Annotated in this window: 19 protein-coding genes; 10 read left to right on the forward strand and 9 right to left on the reverse strand. The window is 71.1% G+C overall.

What is annotated here, in order from left to right; genetic code table 11:
- Positions 1 to 57: 57 nt before the first annotated feature.
- Positions 58 to 378, reverse strand: coding sequence for a DUF6504 family protein (locus MM440_RS12860; protein ID WP_277626686.1), 321 nt, complete (start codon positions 376 to 378; stop codon positions 58 to 60).
- A gap of 324 nt (positions 379 to 702) precedes the next feature.
- Here MM440_RS12860 and MM440_RS12865 point away from each other — a divergent pair, with 324 nt between their 5' ends.
- On the forward strand, positions 703 to 1,314 hold the full coding sequence (locus tag MM440_RS12865; RefSeq protein ID WP_241444742.1) for a DUF4126 domain-containing protein: 612 nt from the start codon (positions 703 to 705) through the stop codon (positions 1,312 to 1,314).
- 39 nt (positions 1,315 to 1,353) lie between these two features.
- Here MM440_RS12865 and metF read toward each other — a convergent pair whose 3' ends face one another.
- Positions 1,354 to 2,238, reverse strand: a complete 885-nt coding sequence (gene metF, locus MM440_RS12870) for a methylenetetrahydrofolate reductase [NAD(P)H] (RefSeq protein ID WP_241444743.1) — start codon at positions 2,236 to 2,238, stop codon at positions 1,354 to 1,356.
- Positions 2,239 to 2,376: 138 nt separating this feature from the next.
- Here metF and MM440_RS12875 point away from each other — a divergent pair, with 138 nt between their 5' ends.
- On the forward strand, positions 2,377 to 3,492 hold the full coding sequence (locus MM440_RS12875) for a polyprenyl synthetase family protein (protein ID WP_241444744.1): 1,116 nt from the start codon (positions 2,377 to 2,379) through the stop codon (positions 3,490 to 3,492).
- Between the two features lie 483 nt (positions 3,493 to 3,975).
- Here MM440_RS12875 and MM440_RS12880 read toward each other — a convergent pair whose 3' ends face one another.
- The gene (locus MM440_RS12880; RefSeq protein WP_241444746.1) at positions 3,976 to 4,488 is read right to left on the reverse strand and encodes an Rv2175c family DNA-binding protein; all 513 of its coding nucleotides are present in this window, start codon (positions 4,486 to 4,488) and stop codon (positions 3,976 to 3,978) included.
- A gap of 255 nt (positions 4,489 to 4,743) precedes the next feature.
- On the opposite strand from MM440_RS12880, the gene MM440_RS12885 reads away from it, so the two are divergent.
- The 7 genes from MM440_RS12885 (at position 4,744) to MM440_RS12915 (ending at position 11,958) form a co-directional block, all read left to right on the forward strand.
- On the forward strand, positions 4,744 to 5,847 hold the full coding sequence (locus MM440_RS12885; protein ID WP_241444747.1) for a lytic transglycosylase: 1,104 nt from the start codon (positions 4,744 to 4,746) through the stop codon (positions 5,845 to 5,847).
- Between the two features lie 85 nt (positions 5,848 to 5,932).
- Entirely contained in the window at positions 5,933 to 7,831 is a 1,899-nt protein-coding gene (gene pknB, locus MM440_RS12890) for a Stk1 family PASTA domain-containing Ser/Thr kinase (protein WP_241444748.1), read from the forward strand.
- 11 nt (positions 7,832 to 7,842) lie between these two features.
- Positions 7,843 to 8,811 carry a DMT family transporter gene (locus tag MM440_RS12895; RefSeq protein ID WP_241444749.1) on the forward strand — a complete coding sequence of 323 codons (969 nt, stop codon included), beginning with the start codon at positions 7,843 to 7,845 and terminating at the stop codon, positions 8,809 to 8,811.
- Between the two features lie 85 nt (positions 8,812 to 8,896).
- The gene (locus MM440_RS12900; protein ID WP_059384764.1) at positions 8,897 to 9,457 is read left to right on the forward strand and encodes a TetR/AcrR family transcriptional regulator; all 561 of its coding nucleotides are present in this window, start codon (positions 8,897 to 8,899) and stop codon (positions 9,455 to 9,457) included.
- On the forward strand, positions 9,454 to 10,182 hold the full coding sequence (locus MM440_RS12905) for an ABC transporter ATP-binding protein (RefSeq protein WP_059384758.1): 729 nt from the start codon (positions 9,454 to 9,456) through the stop codon (positions 10,180 to 10,182). Before MM440_RS12900 ends, MM440_RS12905 begins: the two co-directional genes overlap by 4 nt.
- Positions 10,182 to 10,943: an ABC transporter permease gene (locus tag MM440_RS12910; RefSeq protein WP_241444750.1), complete on the forward strand. Its 762-nt coding sequence runs from the start codon at positions 10,182 to 10,184 to the stop codon at positions 10,941 to 10,943. The genes MM440_RS12905 and MM440_RS12910 overlap by 1 nt, the downstream gene beginning before the upstream one ends.
- A 28-nt stretch (positions 10,944 to 10,971) precedes the next feature.
- Positions 10,972 to 11,958 carry an IS481 family transposase gene (locus MM440_RS12915; RefSeq protein WP_241444751.1) on the forward strand — a complete coding sequence of 329 codons (987 nt, stop codon included), beginning with the start codon at positions 10,972 to 10,974 and terminating at the stop codon, positions 11,956 to 11,958.
- Here MM440_RS12915 and MM440_RS12920 read toward each other — a convergent pair.
- The 6 genes from MM440_RS12920 to MM440_RS12945 form a co-directional block, all read right to left on the reverse strand.
- Positions 11,955 to 12,740: a slipin family protein gene (locus MM440_RS12920; protein WP_241444752.1), complete on the reverse strand. Its 786-nt coding sequence runs from the start codon at positions 12,738 to 12,740 to the stop codon at positions 11,955 to 11,957. The two genes, MM440_RS12915 and MM440_RS12920, sit on opposite strands and share 4 nt — an antisense overlap.
- A 6-nt stretch (positions 12,741 to 12,746) precedes the next feature.
- Entirely contained in the window at positions 12,747 to 13,547 is an 801-nt protein-coding gene (locus MM440_RS12925; protein WP_241444753.1) for a hypothetical protein, read from the reverse strand.
- Between the two features lie 28 nt (positions 13,548 to 13,575).
- Entirely contained in the window at positions 13,576 to 15,882 is a 2,307-nt protein-coding gene (locus MM440_RS12930) for a nitric-oxide reductase large subunit (protein WP_241444755.1), read from the reverse strand.
- 171 nt (positions 15,883 to 16,053) lie between these two features.
- Entirely contained in the window at positions 16,054 to 16,641 is a 588-nt protein-coding gene (locus MM440_RS12935; RefSeq protein WP_241444756.1) for a molybdopterin-dependent oxidoreductase, read from the reverse strand.
- A 5-nt stretch (positions 16,642 to 16,646) separates the two neighbouring features.
- Positions 16,647 to 17,747, reverse strand: a complete 1,101-nt coding sequence (locus MM440_RS12940; RefSeq protein ID WP_241444758.1) for a threonine aldolase family protein — start codon at positions 17,745 to 17,747, stop codon at positions 16,647 to 16,649.
- 8 nt (positions 17,748 to 17,755) lie between these two features.
- Positions 17,756 to 19,120 (reverse strand): class II 3-deoxy-7-phosphoheptulonate synthase, encoded by a 1,365-nt coding sequence (locus MM440_RS12945; RefSeq protein ID WP_241444759.1) that lies wholly within the window; start codon positions 19,118 to 19,120, stop codon positions 17,756 to 17,758.
- Between the two features lie 79 nt (positions 19,121 to 19,199).
- Here MM440_RS12945 and MM440_RS12950 point away from each other — a divergent pair, with 79 nt between their 5' ends.
- Positions 19,200 to 20,168, forward strand: coding sequence for a DUF1028 domain-containing protein (locus MM440_RS12950; protein ID WP_241444760.1), 969 nt, complete (start codon positions 19,200 to 19,202; stop codon positions 20,166 to 20,168).
- Positions 20,169 to 20,190: the final 22 nt, after the last annotated feature.

The following is a 20,190-nucleotide window of genomic DNA, read 5'->3' on the forward strand; positions in this document are numbered from 1 at the left end:
CTGGTCGTGTCGGTGGGTGCTGAGCGCTGGTGCTGGCTGGTCGTGCGGCGGCGGCGCTCAGTCGTCGAGACCGACGAGGTGCCACCGGTCCCCGGAGCGGCTGAGGTCGTAGACCCCGGTGCCGGCAAGCCGTCCCGGACTGGCGACGACCCGGTAGACCCGCCCCTCCAACGCGTCCGGGGCGAGCAGCCGAGCGGGCTCGACCTCACCGGCGTCAGGGGCGAGCACGTCACGCCACCAGGCGCGTCGCTCGCGCCAGCTGTCGAGGACCTCACGCACGAGGTAGAGCCGGCCGCGCCAGATGAACTGATCGGGCACCTCCTCGGCCTGAACCCGCACCTCGCGGACCTCGATCACGTCTGCACATCGCCGCCCCATGACTGCTCCCTCATCGCAGATCTGTCCCACTATTCGAACTCTTGATCCGAACAGGTTTTCGATGAACGAGAGCCTAGCGCGCCCCTCTGACAGACCGCCAGTCCCTGGTCGCCTCGTTCCCCTGACCGGATGAGCCACACCCTAGGAGCGACCACCGACAGACCCCCTCGACGCACGCCCCGCCAGCCGCTCTACCAGCCGTTCCAGCGACCACAGAGGTCACGGAAGCACTACGACCCGATCGACGTTGACCTGCGCGAGGATGCCGGTAGGCCATCCTGGGTTGGATGGGCCACGGGGCCTACCGAGCACGAAGGAGCAAGCATGGGAACCGAACTGCTGCCGTGGGTCTTCACGTCCGGCTGGGCCAGTGGCATCAACGCCTACGCCGTCGTGCTGATCATGGGGCTGGCGGGTCGCTTCTTCGGCGTCGACGCCATCCCGTCCGTCCTCACCCGCTGGGACGTGATCATCCTCGCGGCCGTGCTCTTCGCGCTGGAGATGTTCGCCGACAAGATCCCCTATGTCGACTCGCTCTGGGACACCGTGCACACGGCGATCCGCCCGCTCGTGGCCGCCACCATCGGTTACCTGCTGGCGGGCCACGAGGGGTCGAGCCTGGACGCCGCGTTCGCGGCGGCGACCGGCGGCTTCGCGGCGCTCGCGAGTCACGGCGTCAAGGCGGCGCTGCGGGCCGGGATCAACACCTCCCCCGAGCCGGTGTCCAACGTGGCGGTCTCGACGGCCGAGGACGTCGCCGTCACCGGCGTCATGGCGTTGGCCATGAACCACCCGTGGTGGGCGGCCGGCGTCGCAGGCGTACTCCTGCTGGCCGGGATCGTCGCCGTGATCTGGCTGTTCTCCCGGCTCAAGCGGCTCAAGGACCGCTACGACGAGTGGGGCACGAACGCGCTCCGGCGCGAAGACCGGATCTGAGCCGGATCTCAGCCAGGCCCAACCCCCTGCCCGCCGGCGCTACACCCGCAGCCCGAGCGCGCTGAACACCTCGACCGTCGCGGTGGACCGGTTCATCGTGTAGAAGTGCAGGCCCGGCGCACCCTCGTCCATCAGCCGCTGGGCATGCTCGGTGGCGATCCGCACGCCCTCCTCGCGCACCGCGACCGGGTCGTCCTCGACGGCCCGCAGCCGCGACACGACGGCGTCGGGCAACGCACCGCCGGACAGGTCAGCCATCCGGGTCAGCTGGCGCACGTTGGTCACCGGCATCAGGCCGGGGACGATCGGCAGGTCGCAGCCGCGGGCGGCGACGAGGTCGCGCAGGCGCAGGTAGTTGTCGACGTCGAAGACCATCTGGGTGACCGCGAACGCCGCACCCGCCTCGGCCTTGGCGACCAGCACGTCGGCGTCGTGGTCGAGGGAGGCGGACTCGGGGTGCTTGTCGGGGAAGGCTGCGACCCCGACGGTGAAGTCGCCCTGCTCGTGCACGAGCCGCACCAGCTGGTCGGCGTGGTCGAGGCCGTCGGGGTGGGCCGTCCACGGGGTGCCGAGGCCGCCGGCGGGGTCGCCGCGCAGCGCCATGACGTTGCGGATGCCGGCGGCGGCGTACTGCGCGATCACGTCCACGAGCTCGGCGCGCGAGGACCCGACGCAGGTCAGGTGGGCCATCGGGGTCAGCGTGGTCTCGCGGGCGATCCGCTCGGTGATGCGGACGGTGCGGTCGCGCGTCGAGCCACCCGCGCCGTAGGTCACGGACACGAAGCTCGGCGACAACCGCTCGAGTCGCTGCACGGCCTCGAAGAGCGCCGCCTCCCCCGCGTCGTCGCGCGGCGGGAAGAACTCGAAGCTGAACGACGTCTCGCGGGCCGCCAGCGCGCTCGGGATGGTGGGGTCTACGGACATGGTCCGTGATGCTAGAGCAGCCGCGGCCTCGACCCCGGCGCTCCCCACCATCTGGGCACCCCACCTGCACCGTCTTGGCCGGCGGGCACTGCGCGGGCGATGCCAGAAATGCCTCGCGGCGGCGCTACCGTAGGGGCCATGAGCGACGGGGCGCTGCAGCGGGAGGTCCGGGAAGTCACCGACCTGGCGACGCTGCGCGCCGAGGTGCAGGCGGCCATCGACGCCGAGATCGCCCTGCGCGCCCGCCAGCTCGAGCCCGTCGGCCCCGAGACGACCCTGCTCGTCGACGCCATCGCCGACCTGCTGCGCGGCGGCAAGCGGCTGCGCGCGGCGTTCTGCTACTGGGGCTACCGGGCGGCCGACGGACGCGCCGCCGAGGAGTCGATCGTCAAGGTCGCCACCGCGATGGAGCTCTTCCAGGCCGCGGCCCTGATCCACGACGACGTGATGGACGACAGCGACACCCGGCGCGGCATGCCGGCGGCGCACCGTCGCCTTGCCACCGTGCACGCCGACCGCGACTGGGACGGCGAGCCGGACCGGTTCGGTCTCGCCGGCGCCATCCTCGCGGGCAACCTGTGCCTGACCTGGACCGATGCGCTGTTCGCGACCAGCGGCCTGCCGACCGACGAGCTCGCGCGTGCCCGGCCGATCTTCGACGAGATGCGCAACCAGCTCATGGGCGGGCAGTTCCTCGACGTGCTCGAGTCGGTGCGCGGCTGGGAGGACCTCGGTCTCGTAGAGCGACTGGCCACCTCCCGGCAGGTCATCGCCTACAAGAGCGCGAAGTACTCCGTCGAGCACCCGCTGCTCATCGGCGCCGCGGCTGCCGGCCTGGGCGCCACCGACCTCACCGAGCTGTCCCGGTTCGGCCTGGCGGTCGGTGAGGCGTTCCAGCTGCGCGACGACCTGCTCGGGGTCTACGGCGACCCGGAGGTGACGGGCAAGCCCGCCGGCGACGACCTGCGTGAGGGCAAGCGCACCGTGCTGATGGCCTACACGCTCGACGGGCTCGGCGAGCAGGAGGCCGACCGCTTCCTCGATCGCCTCGGCCGCCCCGACCTCGGGCCCGACGACGTCGCCTGGATGCGCGAGCAGATCACCGGCTCCGGGGCCGTCACGGCCGTCGAGGCCGACATCGCCGGCCTCGTCGACGACGCCCTCGCCGCGCTGGGGCGCACCCAGGGCCTGGTGCCCCACGGCCGCCAGGCGCTCCAGGAGCTCGCCCACCTGGCCACCCGCCGCAGCAGCTGACGCGGCGGCCGCCGCAGCTCCGGGGCTCTCGAGGCGCCGACGTTCTGGACATGCTGAGTGAGCTGCTCCGCGATGGGTGACCTGCTCAGCACTGGGTGAACTGCTCAGCGCTGGCCATCCTCACCCAGCGCAGAACAGTTCAGCCATCGACGAACACGTCACCCAGTGGAGCGGCGGCCAGATCGCCCAGGAGCACCCGTCCGCGCAACTTGATGGGCCACGATCATCCGGCAGCGGCAGCGTTGATCGGCCCGCAAGCACACGACGGCGGTAGCCGACCCGGCTCGGCCGAGCGGTGACGCATCCGGTGGCCCCGACCTGTCCGATGCGTACCCTTCGGACTGATTCATGGGCCGAAACGGCAGATTCGAGCCTTCAAACGGCCGTCAACCAGTCCGAACGGTACGAACCGCGACACCTCGGCGACGTGGGCGGCGGCGGTGGAAGCGACGGCGGTGGCGGGCGAGGCGGCGGCCGACCGACCTAGTAGGCCAGCTCCTGGGCGCGGCGGCGGACCTCCGTCTTGTGCCCGGCCAGCAGGTCGCTGATCGCGGAGCCGGTGCGCCACGACGAGTCGGGACGGTAGAGCCACTCGATGGCTTCCTCGCCGCTCATCCGGGAGTCAGCCAGCACGGTCAGGGTGCCGGGCAGGTGGTGCAGCGGTCCCTCGTCCGTGACGAAGTCGGCCGGGATGCTGACGATCAGGCGGCCTTCGCTGCTGCGCCGGCGCACGGCCACCAGCTCGCCGTCCTTGATCCACGCCCGCACCAGGGTGACGGGGCGGCCGGTGAGCTCGACGATGTCGGGCACGGTCAGCCACGCGGGCACGAGCTCCTCCAGGCGGGCGAGCAGCGCGGCGTCGACCGGCTCGCTGCTCGGTCCGGTAGACCCGTCGGTGCCGACCGCGGCCTCGCTCGGGCCGCTGGTGCTCTGGGGCTTGGTCTTGCGGTGGGGCTGGGTGGACGGGGTGCCGTCACGCCGCGCGTTGGTGCTCACCAGGCCAGGGTAGCCACTTCGCGGACGACGGGCCGACCCTCACCATCCGTAGCGGTCCCGACACAGGTCACGGTGCGGAAACAGTCCCATGTGCTCGACGGCCTATCCACCCGTTCGGCCCTGTCGGATGCCATCGTGAGGCACGCGGGTCTGACCACATCAGCCCCACCAGCCTCACCCGTCGAGTCCCCAGCGAGGCCCCTCAGCCTCGGCCCCGATCGTCCCGGGCCACCCGCCCGGACCAGGAAGGACCCCATGTTCGTGCCCCTGGCTCTCGCCGCCGCCACCGTGTCACCCACGGCAGCCGTCGAAGCGGCGGCCACCCCCGCCCACGCCGCCACCGCCACCGCCACCCCCATGCAGGTCGCCGCGGTCGCCCCCGCCGCTGCGACCTCGCCAGCCACCGTCACCGCGGCGACCACGGCCGCGACCACCGCAACGGCGAGCACCCCGTCTGCGCAGCAGGACGCCGGGTGGACGGGTTACCGCGTGCAGCGGGGCGACCGGCTCGCGACGATCGCGAAGCGCTACCACACCAGCGTCGGCGTGCTCGTGGCCAAGAACGGCATCACCAACGCGCACCGCATCGTCGCCGGCACCCGGATCCTCGTCCCCACCACGCCCCAGACGGCCGCTGGTGCTGGTGCGGGTGCTGGGGCCGCAGCCACGCCCTCCCCCGCCACCCGGCCGCAGCCCGCCACGGTCACCGCCAAGAAGGCAGCCCCGGCCACGCCCGCGGGGTGGACGACCTACACGGTGCGCCGCGGTGACGCCCTCGGTGCCATCGCCCGCCGAGCCGGGACGACGCCGGCGGCGCTCGCCGCCGCCAACCACCTCCCCCACGCCCGCCGCATCACCGTCGGGCAGCGCCTCGCCGTCCCCACCGCGGGCGCCCAGCCGGCACCCCAGAAAGCAACACCAAAGAAGGCAGCGCCCACGACGGCCTCGAGGCCCACCCAGCCCGGCCAGCTCTCGGCGGCGGAGGCGAAGGCGTTGATCCAGCAGACGGCCCGCAGCCGCGGGGTCGACCCGCGCCTCGCGACGGCGATCGCGTGGCAGGAGTCCGGCTTCAAGCAGGGCGTCGTGTCGCACGTCGGTGCCATCGGCATCATGCAGGTGATGCCGGCCAACGAGTCCTGGCTGAGCGCGATGGTGGGTCGTCCGCTCAACCTGCGCGACCCGCACGACAACATCACCGCCGGCGTCGCGCTGCTCGGCTACCTCACGAGCCGGACGAGCAGCGACGACTATGCCATCGCGTCCTACTACCAGGGCCTCGGGTCGGTGTCGCGCAACGGGTTCTACAGCGACACCGCGCAGTACGTCCGCAACGTCCAGGCCCTGCGCAACCGGGTCTGACACCGCCATGCCCTGCCCTGGAGCGGCCACGCGCCGCACGTGGTCGCTCCAGGGTCGGGAGCACCCCCGCCACTAGACTTCCCCCGTGCCTTCCGCCCCCCGCCAGGACCTCAGCGGCCGTCTGCTCGACGGTCGCTACGAGATCGTGGAGCACCTCGCCGACGGCGGCATGGCCTCGGTCTGGCGCGGGGTCGACCGGCGGCTGGATCGCGAGGTCGCGATCAAGATCCTCGGGCGGCACCTGGGCGGTGACCCGGCGTTCGCCGACCGGTTCCGGCGCGAGGCCCGGAGCGCGGCCCGGCTGAACGACCCGCGGGTGGTCGCGGTGTTCGACCAGGGTGAGGACGACGGCGACCTCTTCCTGGTGATGGAACTCGTGCCCGGCCGCACGCTGCGCCAGGTCATCCACGACGAGGCGCCCCTCACCCCGCGTGCCGCGCTCGACCTCGCGCTGCCGGTCGCCGAGGCCCTGTCCGTAGCCCATGACGCCGGCCTGATGCACCGCGACATCAAGCCCGAGAACGTCATCATCCGACCCGACGGCCAGGTGAAGGTGGCGGACTTCGGGCTCGCTCGGGCCGTCACGTCCGACACGGCGACGGCGCTCGGCGGCAACCTCATCGGCACCGTCTCCTACCTCGCCCCGGAGCAGGTGGAGCGTGGGGCCTCCGACGCGCGCAGCGATGTCTACGCGACCGGGCTGCTGCTCTACGAGATGCTCACCGGACGCAAGGCCTACGAGGGTGACAACCCGATCCACGTGGCCTACCAGCACGTCCACGGCACCGTCCCCGCGCCGTCCGAGACCGTGCCCGGCACGCCGAAGGCGCTCGACGAGGTCGTCGCCTGGGCGACGGCCCGCGACCCGCAGGACCGCCCGGCTGACGGCGGCGCGCTGGCCGCGCGGCTGCGCCGTGTCCGCGCGAGCCTGCCCGTCGAGGACCTCGACGCCCGCCCGGTGCCGCTCGACGTGGCCCCGACCACGCCCACCATCGCGATGCCTCGGCGCAAGCCCGGCGACACCGCCCCCGACCTCCCCACCGGCGCCGCAGTGGGCGCCGCAGTGGGCGCCGGCTCGACCAGGACCACCAACAGCCCCGGACGGCCACGACGCCGCACCGCGCTGTGGCTGGTGCCGCTGCTCGCGCTGCTGCTCGGCGGCTGGTACTTCCTCGCCGGTCCCGGTGCGACCACGCAGGTGCCGGCGGTCAAGAGCCTCAGTCAGAGCGACGCCGAGCAGGCACTGACGGGCGCGCACCTGACGTCGTCGGTCGAGGAGGGCTACTCCGAGACCGTCCCCAAGGGGGCGGTGATCGACTCGACGCCGCAGGGCGGCAGCACCGCACACCGCGGTGACACGGTCCAGCTGATCGTGTCCAAGGGGCCCGAGCGCTACGCCGTGCCACAGGTCGCCGGCCAGGACCAGGATGCCGCCACGGCCGCCATCACGGCGGCCCACCTGTCGGTCGGCACGATCCGCCAGGACTGGTCCGAGACGGTCGCGAGCGGCAAGGTCATCGCCACGGACCCGCCCGTCGGCAGCGAGCAGAAACCGCTCACCAAGGTCACGGTCATCGTGTCCAAGGGCAAGCAGCCCATCGATGTGCCGAGCCTCACCGGCAAGACGCTGGCGGACGCCACCACGATCGTCACGGACCTCAAGCTGACCCTCGCCCAGGCCCCCGAGCAGGTCAACCACCCGACCATCCCCGCCGGCTCGATCGTCTCGCAGACGCCGAGCAAGGGGCAGGTGCACGCCGGCGACACGATCACCGTGACCGTGTCGAAGGGGCCGAAGATGGTGGCGGTCCCCAACCTGTTCGGCAAGCAGCGCGACGAGGCCGTCGCGATGCTGCGCTCGGCCGGTCTCGGGGTGTCGGTCGAGGAGCTGTTCGGCGGGGTGTTCGGCACCGTCCGGAGCCAGGACCCGTCGGCCGGCACCCAGGTCCCCGAGGGCACCACCGTCACCATCCGCGTGGTCTGAGCGGCGCACAGATGACCCCCAATCTGCCTGCGCAGGGCCCTGACCGGCGCCGACGCCCCAGCCACCGCGCGTTGGCCACCGTGCTGCTGGTGCTGATCACTGCGGTCTGGGGCTCGACGTTCTTCATGATCCACGACCTGATGCAGACGCTGCCGGCCGCGGACTTCCTGGCCGTCCGGTTCGCCATCGCGGCGGTGCTGATGCTGGTCATCTTCTGGCGCCAGGTGCGGGCGCTCACCCGACGCGAGTGGGGCATCGGGCTCGGTCTTGGGGTGCTCTACGGGGTTGCGCAGGTGCTGCAGACCATGGGGCTCGCGCACACCGACGCCTCGCGCTCCGGCTTCATCACCGGCATGTACGTCGTGCTCACACCGGTGTTCGCCGCGCGGCTGCTGCGCGACCGGGTCTCCCCTGCGACCTGGGGCGCCGTCGGGCTGGCGACGCTCGGGCTCGGCGCGCTCTCGCTGCAGGGAGTCGGGCCGGGGTTCGGCTACGGCGAGACGCTCACGCTGGTGGGCGCCGCGATCTACGCGCTGCACATCGTCGGGCTGGGCCGCTACTCCACGGCGGCGTCGGCCACCGGGCTCGCGACCGTGCAGATCATCATGGTGGCGCTGCTGTGCACCATTGCGGCGCTGCCCGACGGCATCAGCATGCCCCGCTCGGGCTCGGGCTGGCTCGCGCTGCTCTACATGGCATCCATCGCCGGCGCCGGAGCGATGTGGGCGCAGACCTGGGCGCAGGCGCACCTCACCGCCGCCCGCGCCGCCATCGTCATGACCCTCGAGCCGGTGTTCGCGGCCTTCTTCGCCGTGCTCCTCGGCGGCGAGTCCGTCACCGTGCGGATGCTCCTCGGCGGCGGGCTCATCCTCGCCGCGATGTACCTGGTCGAGCTCACCGGCCGCCGACCGGACGAGCCCGGGCACGAGCGCACCGCGCTCGAGGAACCGCCCGCCGAGGCGCTCCACCACGAGGGGTAGCGCTCCCGAGGGCTAGCTGTACTGACCGGACACGTTGATCGACTGATTCTGTTACTCGGTAACTGTGACTGGGTATCATTGCGGCATGACTGTTCCGATTGACCGCCGACGTTTGCATGACATCGCCCTGCGCCTGTTCCGCGAGTTTGGCTACGACACCGTGTCGGTGGCCCAGATCGCTGAAGCGGCTGGAGTGTCACGGATGACCTTCTTCCGGCACTTCTCCAGCAAGGAGTCCGTCCTGGTGGAGGACATGTTCGATCCGGCGATCGCACTGGCCGTCGCCGCCCAGCCAGCGTCAGCACACCCGCTCGAGCGAGTGGTGGGCGGCTTCCTGGCCGCGCTGAGCGAGCCCGAAGCGGCGCGCGAGTTGTCGTCTCCCCAGTTCCGGGACCGCATCCAGCTCGTCGCGGCCACGCCCTCTTTGCGTGGGGCTGTCTGGGCTTCCAGCGCGGCAACGGAGCAGGCGATTCGCGAGGCCCTGGTCAGCTCCGGCGCATCCGCCGACCAGGCGCGAGCTGCTGCAGGGGCCGTGATGGGGGCCGCCACGGCGATCCTGCTGGGCTGGGCGGCCGAGCCCGAGCCCAGCCATGTTGCGATGGCCCTTGCCGGCGGGCTGCAGAGCTTGTTGGGCTCGGCCCGATGACCGCCGCGCTGACCTTGTCGGGGATCCAGGTCCGGCTGGGCGGATGCGAGGTGTTGCGTGGACTGGACCTTGAGCTGTCCCACGGACAGATTCGTGCGCTCGTCGGCCTCAACGGTGCGGGCAAGACGACCGCACTGCGGGTGGCGCTGGGCATGCTGCGACCCGATGCGGGCCATGTCCTGCTCCACGGCCAGGACATCTGGCCCAGCCCCGCAGAGGCCTGGTGTCGGGTCGGTCACATGGTCGAGACGCCGGCCGCCTATCCCGAGCTGACAGCGCGCGCCAACATCGACAACGCGATCATGCTCCACGGCATGGACCCATCAGGGTGCGCGCCACGCGTCGCGCAGCTTTCGCGGGCGCTCGGCATGGAAGCCCATCTTGACCAGCCCGTTCGGCGGCTTTCCCTAGGCACACGTCAGAAGGTGGGCCTGATCAGCGCGCTCGCCCATGAGCCCAGCGTGGCCGTCCTCGACGAGCCCACCAACGGCCTCGACCCTCTGGCGGTCGTGGCGTTTCGTGACGAACTGCGTCGCCTGGCAGGCCAGGGCAGCTCGATCCTGATCACCAGCCACCACTTCGACGAACTCGCCCGTGTCTCCGATGCGGTCGACGTCCTTCACCACGGACAGGTCATCGCCACCATCACCCCCGACGAACGTGACCTCGAGAAGGTCTTCTTCGACACCGTACTGGCCGCCGACCAACAGTTGCAGGAGATCTGATGACCCCACACGCCCCAGTCCTGCGCATCGAATCCCGAAAACTCTACGCATCCCCCGTGGCCAGAACCGCGGCCTGTGCCGTTCTCATCATGGCCACAGCCACCTCGGCCGGTGGCTACGCAGCAGCCGTCCACGCCCCAGGGACAGACATGGGCCGCAAGGCAGCCGCCATGATCAGCGGGCAGGGGTGGAGCGGATATGTCAGCCTGGCCGCCCTGAGCCTTGGAGTCACCCTGCTGCTGGCAGCCGGAATCGTCGCGGCGTGGGCAGTCGGCCGCGAGTTCACTGACGGCACCATCGTCGGTCTCTTCGCGATCGGCACGTCCCGCGCCGCGGTGGCACGCGCAAAGCTTGTCGCCTGCCTCGGCTGGGGCCTGGCCCTCACTCTGGTTCAAAGCGTCGCATCGATCATGGCAGGGATCGGTCTCGGGCTTGATCCGGCAGGGGCACTCCATGCCGGGCTGACACTGACGATCAGCGGATTCTGCCTGGTGTGCAGCGTGCTTCCCATCGCTTGGGTGGCCACCCACTGGCGCGGATACCTGGCCGGGATCGGCGCGACCCTGGCCGTTCTCGTGGCCACCAACCTGACCTCCGGCTTCGGTCTCGGCCGCTACGTGCCGTGGGCGATCCCGACCCTGTGGGCCTCTGGCGATCCGACTGTGCCGGCAGTTGCACTTGTCATCCCCCTGGCGGTCGGTCTGCTCGGCTGGTGCGCAACGTCGTCGGCATGGAAACGCATCCAGATCGGCCGCAGCTAGCCCTCAACTGCACTTTCCGGAGAACGCAATGTCTCACCACAATGCGGCCCTGACGCCGCGTCATCGCCTGATCGTCGCTCGTCTCGTCGTCGACGAGGGCTGGCCTGTCAGTGAGGTCGCTGCACGATTCCAGGTGTCGTGGCCGACGGTGAAGCGCTGGGCCGACCGCTACCGCGCCGGCGAGTCCATGCAGGACCGCTCCTCGCGCCCGCACCACTCGCCCAGCAAAACCAGCGCGCGGGTCACCCGACGCTGCATCCAGCTCCGGCTACGTCTCCGCGAAGGACCGGTGCAGCTCTCGTATCGGCTCGGGATCGCACCGTCGACGGTCCACCGCATCCTCACGGATGCCCATCTCAACCGGCTCTCCCACGTCGACCGCGCCACCGGTGAACCCGTCCGTCGCTACGAACACGCCCATCCCGGCGCGATGCTCCACGTCGATGTGAAGAAGCTCGGCAACATCCCCGACGGCGGGGGCTGGCGCTACGTCGGCCGACGACAAGGCGAGAAGAACCGCTCGGCCACCGCCGGCAAGCCCAAGAACAAGCACTACGACCCGTTGATGGGCAAGGCCTTCGTCCACACTGTCATCGACGACCACTCCCGTGTCGCCTACGCCGAGATCCACGACGACGAAACCGCCCAAACGGCCACCGCCGTCCTGGTCCGGGCCGTCGAATGGTTCAACGCCCGCGGCGTGATCGTCGAACGGGTCCTGTCCGACAACGGCGGCGCCTATCGCTCACACCTGTGGCGCGACACTTGCGCAGAACTCGGCATCACGCACAAGCGGACCCGGCCATATCGGCCACAGACCAACGGAAAGATCGAACGTTTCCATCGCACCCTGGCTGACGGCTGGGCCTATGCCCGCTGCTACACGTCTGAGGCCGAACGACGGGGCGAGCTCGAGGGCTGGTTGCACTACTACAACCAGCACCGGCCCCACACGGCCTGCGGGAACCAGCCGCCGTTCTCACGCTTGATCAACGTCCCCGGTCAGTACAGCTAGCGGCTCTCGGGCTGCGGAGGAGAGCCTGCACCCAGCTTGTTCAGCAACGGCCCGACGATGTCCATCGGCAGCGGGAAGACGACCGTGGAGTTCTGGTCGGCGCCGAGCTCGAGCAGCGTCTGCAGGTAGCGCAGCTGCAGCGACGCCGGGCTCTGCGACAGCGTGTCGGCCGCCTGGCGCAGCTCCTCGGAGGCCTGCAGCTCGCCGCGGGCGTTGATGACCTTGGCGCGCCGCTCCCGCTCGGCCTCGGCCTCGCGCGCCATCGCCCGCTGCATCGTCGAGGGGATCTCGACGTCCTTGATCTCGACGGTGTCGACCTTCACGCCCCACGGGTCGGTCTGCAGCTCCATGATCTCGCGCAGGTCCTTGTTGAGCTCGTCGCGGTGCGCGAGCAGGGTGTCGAGGTCGACCCGGCCCAGCACGGACCGCAACGTGGTCTGCGCGATCTGCGAGGTGGCTACGGCGTAGTTCTCCACCGTCATCACCGCGTTAACCGGCTCGACGACGTTGAACAGCACCACCGCGTTGACCCGCGCCGGGACGTTGTCCTTGGTGATGACCTCCTGCGGCGGGATGGTCAAGGTCACGACCCGCAGGTCCACGCGCTGCATCCGGTCGACCCCGGGCAGCACCACGTGCAGCCCCGGCTCGTAGAGCGGCCGCAACCGCCCCAGCCGGAAGACCACGGCCCGCTCGTACTGCGCCACGACCTTGAGCGACGTGGCGACGACGGCGGCCGCGATGACGAGCAGGGCGAGGATCACGGTGATCCACAACGACATGGAAGGCTACTTCCTGCTGTAGGTGCGGGGGCGACCCGGCCCACGGGACCTGCCAGGGGACCGAGACGTGCCCTCAGGGTCTACCACGGAGCCCCTCGCGGCCGGATCCGCCACGGCCGGATCCGCCACGGCCGGATCCGCCACAGCCCCGTCCACCACGGCCGGGTCGACCCGGGGCCGGTCACCGGTCCACCGGGTGGCGTAGCGGTCGATGACCAGGTCCAGGGGCACCGGCTCGCGGGTGCGCGGGGTGTCGACGTGGTCGGAGGACGCCTCGTGGACCAGGTGCGTGGGGAAGTTGTCGGGGCTGCCGGCGAGGTGCTTGCCGAGCGGGACCACCCCGAGGATGGTGACGACCGCGAGGGTCGCGACCAGCACGACGACGTCCGGCACGGCGTGGTCGGCGAGCAGCATGCCGGCGGGCAGGAACACCGCGATGACCGCGAGGACGAGCGCGATCCCGCGGTGGAACCGGCCGGCCTCGGAGTGCGGCCACGGGTCGACCGCCTTGGTGATCTCGCGCGGCCCGGGGGTCGGGGAGCACTCGGTCTTCGCGGGGCAGCGCCCGCAGATCGCGTGCTGACCCTGGTAGCGGATGACCCGCTTGTCGGGGTCGAACGACGCCGGCCACAGCCACTCGTCCTGGTGGCACTTCCAGGCGTCCCGGTCCTCGTGGTAGACGAAGTTGCCGGTCCGCCACGAGGCCGAGCGCGCCGAGGACTTCTTGCCGAGGCCGTCGAAGACCCAGGCGACGACCAGCAGCGCGACGCTGTAGCCGGCGAGCAGCAGCGCGATCAGTGAGGGCATGCGAGCCCCCGCCGGTCACGCCGGCCGGTCACCACTTCTTGGCCCCCGACGACTCGAGCTCGGTGAAGAGCACGTCCTGCGGCATCTGGTCGACCGTCCTCCCGGAGCGGTAGCTCAGCAGCCCCTTCCACGCCAGCCAGAGGAACGGCAGCACGCCGCCGATGATGAAGATCAGGTCGCCCGGCAGGCGCCCCCACTCCAGCAGCGTGTTCGTCGAGTTGGTCACGTAGTTGAGCTCCCGGGCCTCGTAGTAGCCCGATCCGACCGCGTGGTAGAGCTGCAGGATCCCGAGGGGCAGCAAGGTCGCGAAGACCATCCAGGCCAGGCCGATGTTGAGCGACCAGAACGAGATCTTGGCCAGCTTGTCGTTCCACTGGTCGGCCGGGATGAGATAGCGCAGGGCAAACATCGACAGCCCCACCGCGAGCATCCCGTAGACCCCCATCATGGCTGCGTGCCCGTGGTTGGCGGTGAGCGCGGTGCCGATCTCGTAGTAGGACACGATCGGCAGGTTGATGAGGAAGCCGAAGATGCCGGCGCCGACGAAGTTCCAGAATCCCACGGCCACGAGGAACATCACGGTCCACCGGTGCGGGAACGGCGCGCTCGACTTGGCCTCCTGGCGGGCGCCGAGCTGCATGAACGCCCAGGCCTCGACGGTGAGGAAGGTCAGCGGGATGACCTCCGCGGCCGAGAAGAACGAGCCGAGCGCCATGTGCTCCACCGGCGTGCCGGAGAAGTAGAGGTGGTGCATGGTGCCGAGGACGCCACCCATGGAATACAAGATGATGTCCATGAAGATGATGCCGATGGCGATGCGTTCACGCACCACGCCGAGCATCACGAAGATGTAGGCGACCATGACGGTCGTGAACAGCTCGAGGAAGTCCTCGACCCACAGGTGCACGACCCAGAACCGCCAGAACTCCGCGACCGACAGGTGGGAGTCGGTGGAGGCGAGCAGACCGACCGCGTAGAACGCGGGGATGGCGAGCGCGGAGAAGAAGAACAGCCAGGGCATGTTGCCCTTCGACTCGCCCTTGAGCCGGCTCCTGATCCCGCGATAGACGATCGCGATCCAGATGAACATGCCGGCGGTCAGCAGCACCTGGAAGACGCGCGGCAGGTCGAGGTACTCCCACTGTTGGCCGAACAGCGGGCCGTCCGCCCAGGAGACGCCGTGGATCGACAGCGCCTCGGCCGCGAGGGAGCCGAACACGACGACGGCGACCGCGCCGAGCAGGATGTAGCTGAGGACGTGCTGGTTCTTGGCCTCGCGCCCGGAGATGAACGGCGTGAGGAAGATGCCGGCGGCGAGGAAGCCCGCGGCCGTCCAGAACAGCGACAGCTGCAGGTGCCAGGTGCGAGCGAGGTTGTAGGGCAGCAGCTCGTTGATGAAGTCGAGCCCGAAGAACGAGCCGATGTCGGCGCGGTAGTGTTCCGCGAGCGCGCCGACGAGGGTCTGGACGAGGAACAGCAGCGCGATCACGAAGATGAACCACGCGACGGTGCGCTGGGACTTGGTCAGCCCCACCTCGCCGGGCTGGCGGAACGCGATGGCCGGCGCCTCCTCGGAGTGCCAGCCGATCTTGCGGCTCCAGCGCCCGTAGATCGCGAACAGCACGCCGGTGCCACCGATCAGCACGACCAGGGACAGGGCCGACCAGAGCAGCAGGTCGGCGGTCGGGCCGTTGTCGACCCGCTTCTCGGCGGGCCAGTTGTTGGTGTAGCTGTAGTCGTGCCCCGGCCGGTCTGCAGCCGACGCCCACGCGGTCCACGCGAAGAAGGACGTCAGCTGCTTGATCTGGGTGGGGTCGGTGATGCCGTTCTCGAGCAGGCCGTTGGAGCGCGCGTCCTTGCCGAAGAAGTCGCTGTAGTGCGAGATCAGCTGCTGGTAGGCGGTCACCTGGTTCGGGCTGAAGGTCAGCGTCCCGTCGGTGAACCGGTTGGTGCGCCAGTCCTTGACGTTCTGCTCGGTGGGGTCCTGGATGCCCGACTGGCGCTGCAGGTCCGCGGTGATGTCGGTCGCGCGCCGCAGGTAGTCGGCCGTGAAGTCGGGCCCGAGGTAGGCGCCGTGGCCCATGATCGAGCCGTACTCCATCAGCCCGCGGGCCTGGAACAGCTCCTGGCCCTGGGTGATGTCGGCACTGGTGAACAGGCGCTCGCCGCTCGAGGTCTGCACCACGTCCGGCACCGGCATCGACGCGGTGTAGGTGCGGTAGACGAGGATCCCCATGACGGTGAAGCTGAACAGCATCACCATGACGACGCCCTGCACCCAGCCCTTGCCGACCTGCATCATCCGTCGATCGGTGACGATCGTGTCGTGCGACATGTTCTCTCCAGAAGGTGTCGAGCCCCGGCGACCGCCTATTTGGAGGACGCTGCAAAGAAAATAGCGCATCAATTCCTGGACGTCGCGGCGGGGCCACCCCTGATGACCGAGTCGTGACCTGGACGAGTCCCTGGGCCTGGAGCAGCTGGGCCTACCAGGACCGCGCCTCGCTCACTCCTGGTAGGCGTACCGCTCCTCGCGCCAGGCGTCGCCGACGAGGTGGTAGCCCCGCTCCTCCCAGAAGCCGCGCTCCGGGGTGGAGGTGTAGCAGATCTCGCGGAGCCACTTGGGCCCCTTGAAGGAGTACAGATGTGGCACGACCAGGCGCACCGGTCCGCCACGCTCGGGGGCGAGCGGCGCGCCGTCCAGCGCGAGCGCCAGCAGCGCCCGCGGCGAGCTGAGGTCCTCGACCCGGAGCGTCGCGGCGTAGCCGTACTCGGCGACGACCAGCGCGTGCTCGACGCCGTCGGCGGGCGGCGCGAGGTCGACGACCGCACGGGCGAGCACGCCGCGCCAGCGCAGGTCCTGGCCGGTCACCTTGGAGACGCAGTGCAGGTCGGCCACGACATCGGTCTCGCCGAGCGCGACCAGCTGCTCGTAGTCGATGTGGGTGTCCTCGCCGGACGCGGTGTCGCCGGTGATCGACAGGGTCCAGGTGCGCGCGTCGACGGACGGCACCCGGCCGTAGTGCCGGACGGGCACCTCGTCGACCAGGCGCTGCCCGGGCGGCGTCGCCCGGGGCTCGGTCCACGGCGGCATGCCGGTCACCCTGCCACGGGTGGGGCGGTGAGCAGCTCACGGCACGCGGCGAGCGCCCGCGCGGTGCCCTCGTCGTCGACGTCGAGGTGCCACACCAGGCGGACCGTGCGGGGGCCGGTCTGGGAGGCGACCACCCCGCGCTCGGCGAGGGCCGCGACCAGGCCGGCGGCGGTCCAGCCGCTGGCCAGGGGGTCTACGAGGACGATGTTGGTCTGGACCCGCTCGAGGTCGACCGACCCGGGGGCGGTTGCGGCGAGCGCCTCGGCGAAGGAGCGGGCGCGACGGTGGTCCTGCGCGAGCCGCTCCACGTGGTGGTCGAGGGCGTGCTCGGCCGCGGCGGCGAGGACGCCGACCTGGCGCAGGCCGCCACCGAAGCGCTTGCGCAGCACGCGAGCACGCGCCATGTCGGCCGCGGACCCCACGAGCATCGATCCGACGGGGGCCCCGAGTCCCTTGGAGAAGCACACCGAGATCGTGTCGACGCAGGCGCCGTAGTCGGCGAGCGGGACGCCGGTCGCCACGTGCGCGTGCCAGAGCCGTGCCCCGTCGAGGTGCACCCGCACGCCGGCGGCCGCGGTGCCCTCCCGGACGGCCCGCATCGACTCCAGCGAGGCGATCGTGCCGCCGTGGAAGTTGTGCGTGTTCTCCAGCACCACCAGCGCGGTCGACACCAGGTAGGGGCCCGCGTCGGGGTGCATCAGCGCGAGCGGCTCCGCCGGGTCCAGCGTGCCGTCGCGGCTCACCCAGGTGCGGGACGAGATCCCCGACATCACCGCCCCGGCGCCGAGCTCGGCGCGCAGGACGTGGGCGAGCGAGTCGGCCACCAGCTCCTGCCCCGGCTCCACGCCGAGCCGCAGGCCCACCTGGTTGGACAACGAGCCCGTGGGCATGAAGAGCGCGTCCTCGTGGCCGAGCAGGTCCGCGACGCGGCGCTGCAGCCGCAGCACGGTCGGGTCCTCGCCGTAGACGTCGTCGCCCACCGGCGCGCAGGCCATCGCCTCGCGCATGGCCGCGGTCGGAAGGGTGACCGTGTCCGAGCGCAGGTCGACGACGTCCTTCGGGCGGTCCATCGCGTGGTCCATCGGCCGGTCCATCGGGCGGTTCATCAGGTGCTTCAGCCGCGCGCGTCGCGCGTCGAGAGCATCTCGGCGACGAGGAACGCCAGCTCCAGGCTCTGCTGGTGGTTGAGCCGCGGGTCGCACAACGTCTCGTAGCGCTTCTCGAGGTCGGCGTCCGCGATGTGCAGCGAGCCGCCGGTACACTCGGTGACGTCGTTGCCGGTGAGCTCGACGTGGATGCCGCCGGGCACGGTGCCGAGGTCGTCGTGGACCTCGAAGAAGCCGCGGACCTCCTCGACGACGTCGTCGAACGCCCGGGTCTTGTAGCCCGTGCTGCTCGTGTGCGTGTTGCCGTGCATCGGGTCGCTCACCCACACCGGCGTGTGACCGGCTGCGGTGACCGCCTCGACGATCGCCGGCAGCGCCTCGCGGATCGTGCCGGCGCCCATCCGGGTGATCAGCGTGAGCCGGCCGGGGACCCGGTCGGGGTCGACCTTGTCGATCAGCGCGAGCGCGTCCTTCGGCGAGGTCTTGGGGCCGAGCTTGATGCCGATCGGGTTGTGGATGCGGCTGACGAAGTCCAGGTGGGCACCGTCGAGCTGGCGGGTGCGCTCGCCGACCCAGACCATGTGCCCGGACGTGGCGTAGGGCAGGCCGGTGCGCGAGTCGATGCGGGTGAGCGCCCGCTCGTAGTCGAGCAGCAGCGCCTCGTGGCTGGCGAAGAACTCGACCGTGCGCATGGCGTCGAAGTCGGCTCCGCAGGCCGCCATGAAGCGCATCGCCTTGTCGATGTCGCGGGCCATCGACTCGTAGCGCGAGTAGGCCTGGTTGGCGGCGAACCCCCGGTTCCACGAGTGCACGTGGCGCAGGTCGGCGAACCCGCCGGTCGTGAACGCGCGCACGAGGTTCAGGGTCGCCGCGGAGTTGTGGTAGGCCCGGACCATCCGGGTCGGGTCCGGCGTGCGGGCCTCGAGGGTGAAGTCGAAGTCGTTGACCATGTCACCGCGGTAGGCGGGCAGGGTCACCTCGCCGCGGGTCTCGGTGTCGCTCGACCGAGGCTTGGTGTACTGCCCGGCCAGGCGGCCGACCTTGACCACCGGCACGCCCGCGCCGTAGGTGAGCACGGCCGCCATCTGCAGGATGGTCTTGATGCGGTCGCGGATGTTGTCGGCGGTGGCATACGCGAAGGTCTCGGCGCAGTCGCCGCCGGTCAGGACGAAGGCCCGCCCCTCGGCCGCGTCGTGCAGCCGGGTGCGCAAGACGTCGCACTCCCCGGCGAAGACCAGCGGCGGGAAGGTCGCCAGCGTGGCGACCGCGTCACGGCGGGCCCCGTCGTCCGGCCACCGCGGCTGCTGGGCAGCCGGCAGCTCGCGCCAGGCGTCGAGCCCGGCCAGGACCTCAGGGGTTGCATCGATACTCACAGGGCCAAGCCTACGAAGGCTGGCAAACCGCTGAGTCCTCGTCCAGGGGATGGGCCCGTCGAGCAGCCCATACTGGGCCATGACCTTCTCCATCGTGGCCGCCCTCGGTCCCCGCTGCGGCGTCGCCGTCGCCTCGAAGTTCCTGGCGGTGAGCAACACCGTCCCCGCCGTCGGACCGTTCGGCGCGGTCGCCACCCAGGCCGCCGCGAAGGTCTCGTTCAAGCCCGACCTGCTCGCCCTGCTCGCCCAGGGTGTCCCCGTGCACCAGGCGCTCGCCAAGGTCCTGGCCGCCGACCCGGGTGCCGACGACCGGCAGGTGGGGGTCGTGGCGCTGGGTGCTGGTGATGATGGCGGCGCTGGTACTGGTGGTGGCGCGGCGGCGTCGCACACCGGGGCGGGGTGCTACCCGTGGGCCGGAGGGGTGACGGGCGTCGCCGCGGATGGGGCGGTCTACGCGATCCAGGGGAATGTGCTGGCCGGGCCCCAGGTGGTGGCTGCGGTCGAGGCGGCCTTCTGCGCGGCCGCCGCGGAGTCGGGGTCGGACGCAGAGCCGGAGGCAGGGTGGGACGAGGAGCCGGGTGCGGCCGGAGCGGCCTTCGTGCGCCGGCTGATGGCGGCCCTGCTGGCCGGCGACCGCGCCGGCGGTGATCGGCGCGGGCGGCAGAGCGCGGCCGTGCTGGCGCACGAGGAGGGGTCGGGCTACGACGAGAGCGGGGTGCTCGCGGACCTGCGCGTCGACGACCACACCGACCCGGTGCCCGAGCTGGCGCGCCTGGTGGACCTGTCCGAGCTGTACTTCGGCCGGCCCGAGGGCGTGCAGCCGCTGACCGGGGAGCTGCTCACGGAGGTGGCGGCCCGGTTGCGGGCGCTCGGCCACGAGGTGTCGGCCGAGCCCGCGCTGCACCCGGACCGGCCCGACCCGGCCGTCGTCGACCTCGCGCTCGGCGCGTGGGCCGGGATGGAGAACCTCGAGACGCGGCTCGTGCCCGGCGGCATCGATGCGCGCGTCCTCACCGCCCTGCGCGCCGCGACCCCCCGCGCCCGCTGACGACTGGGGCCGCTGACGGCTG

Source organism: Arsenicicoccus piscis, assembly GCF_022568835.1.
Taxonomy (GTDB): Bacteria; Actinomycetota; Actinomycetes; order Actinomycetales; family Dermatophilaceae; genus Arsenicicoccus; species Arsenicicoccus piscis.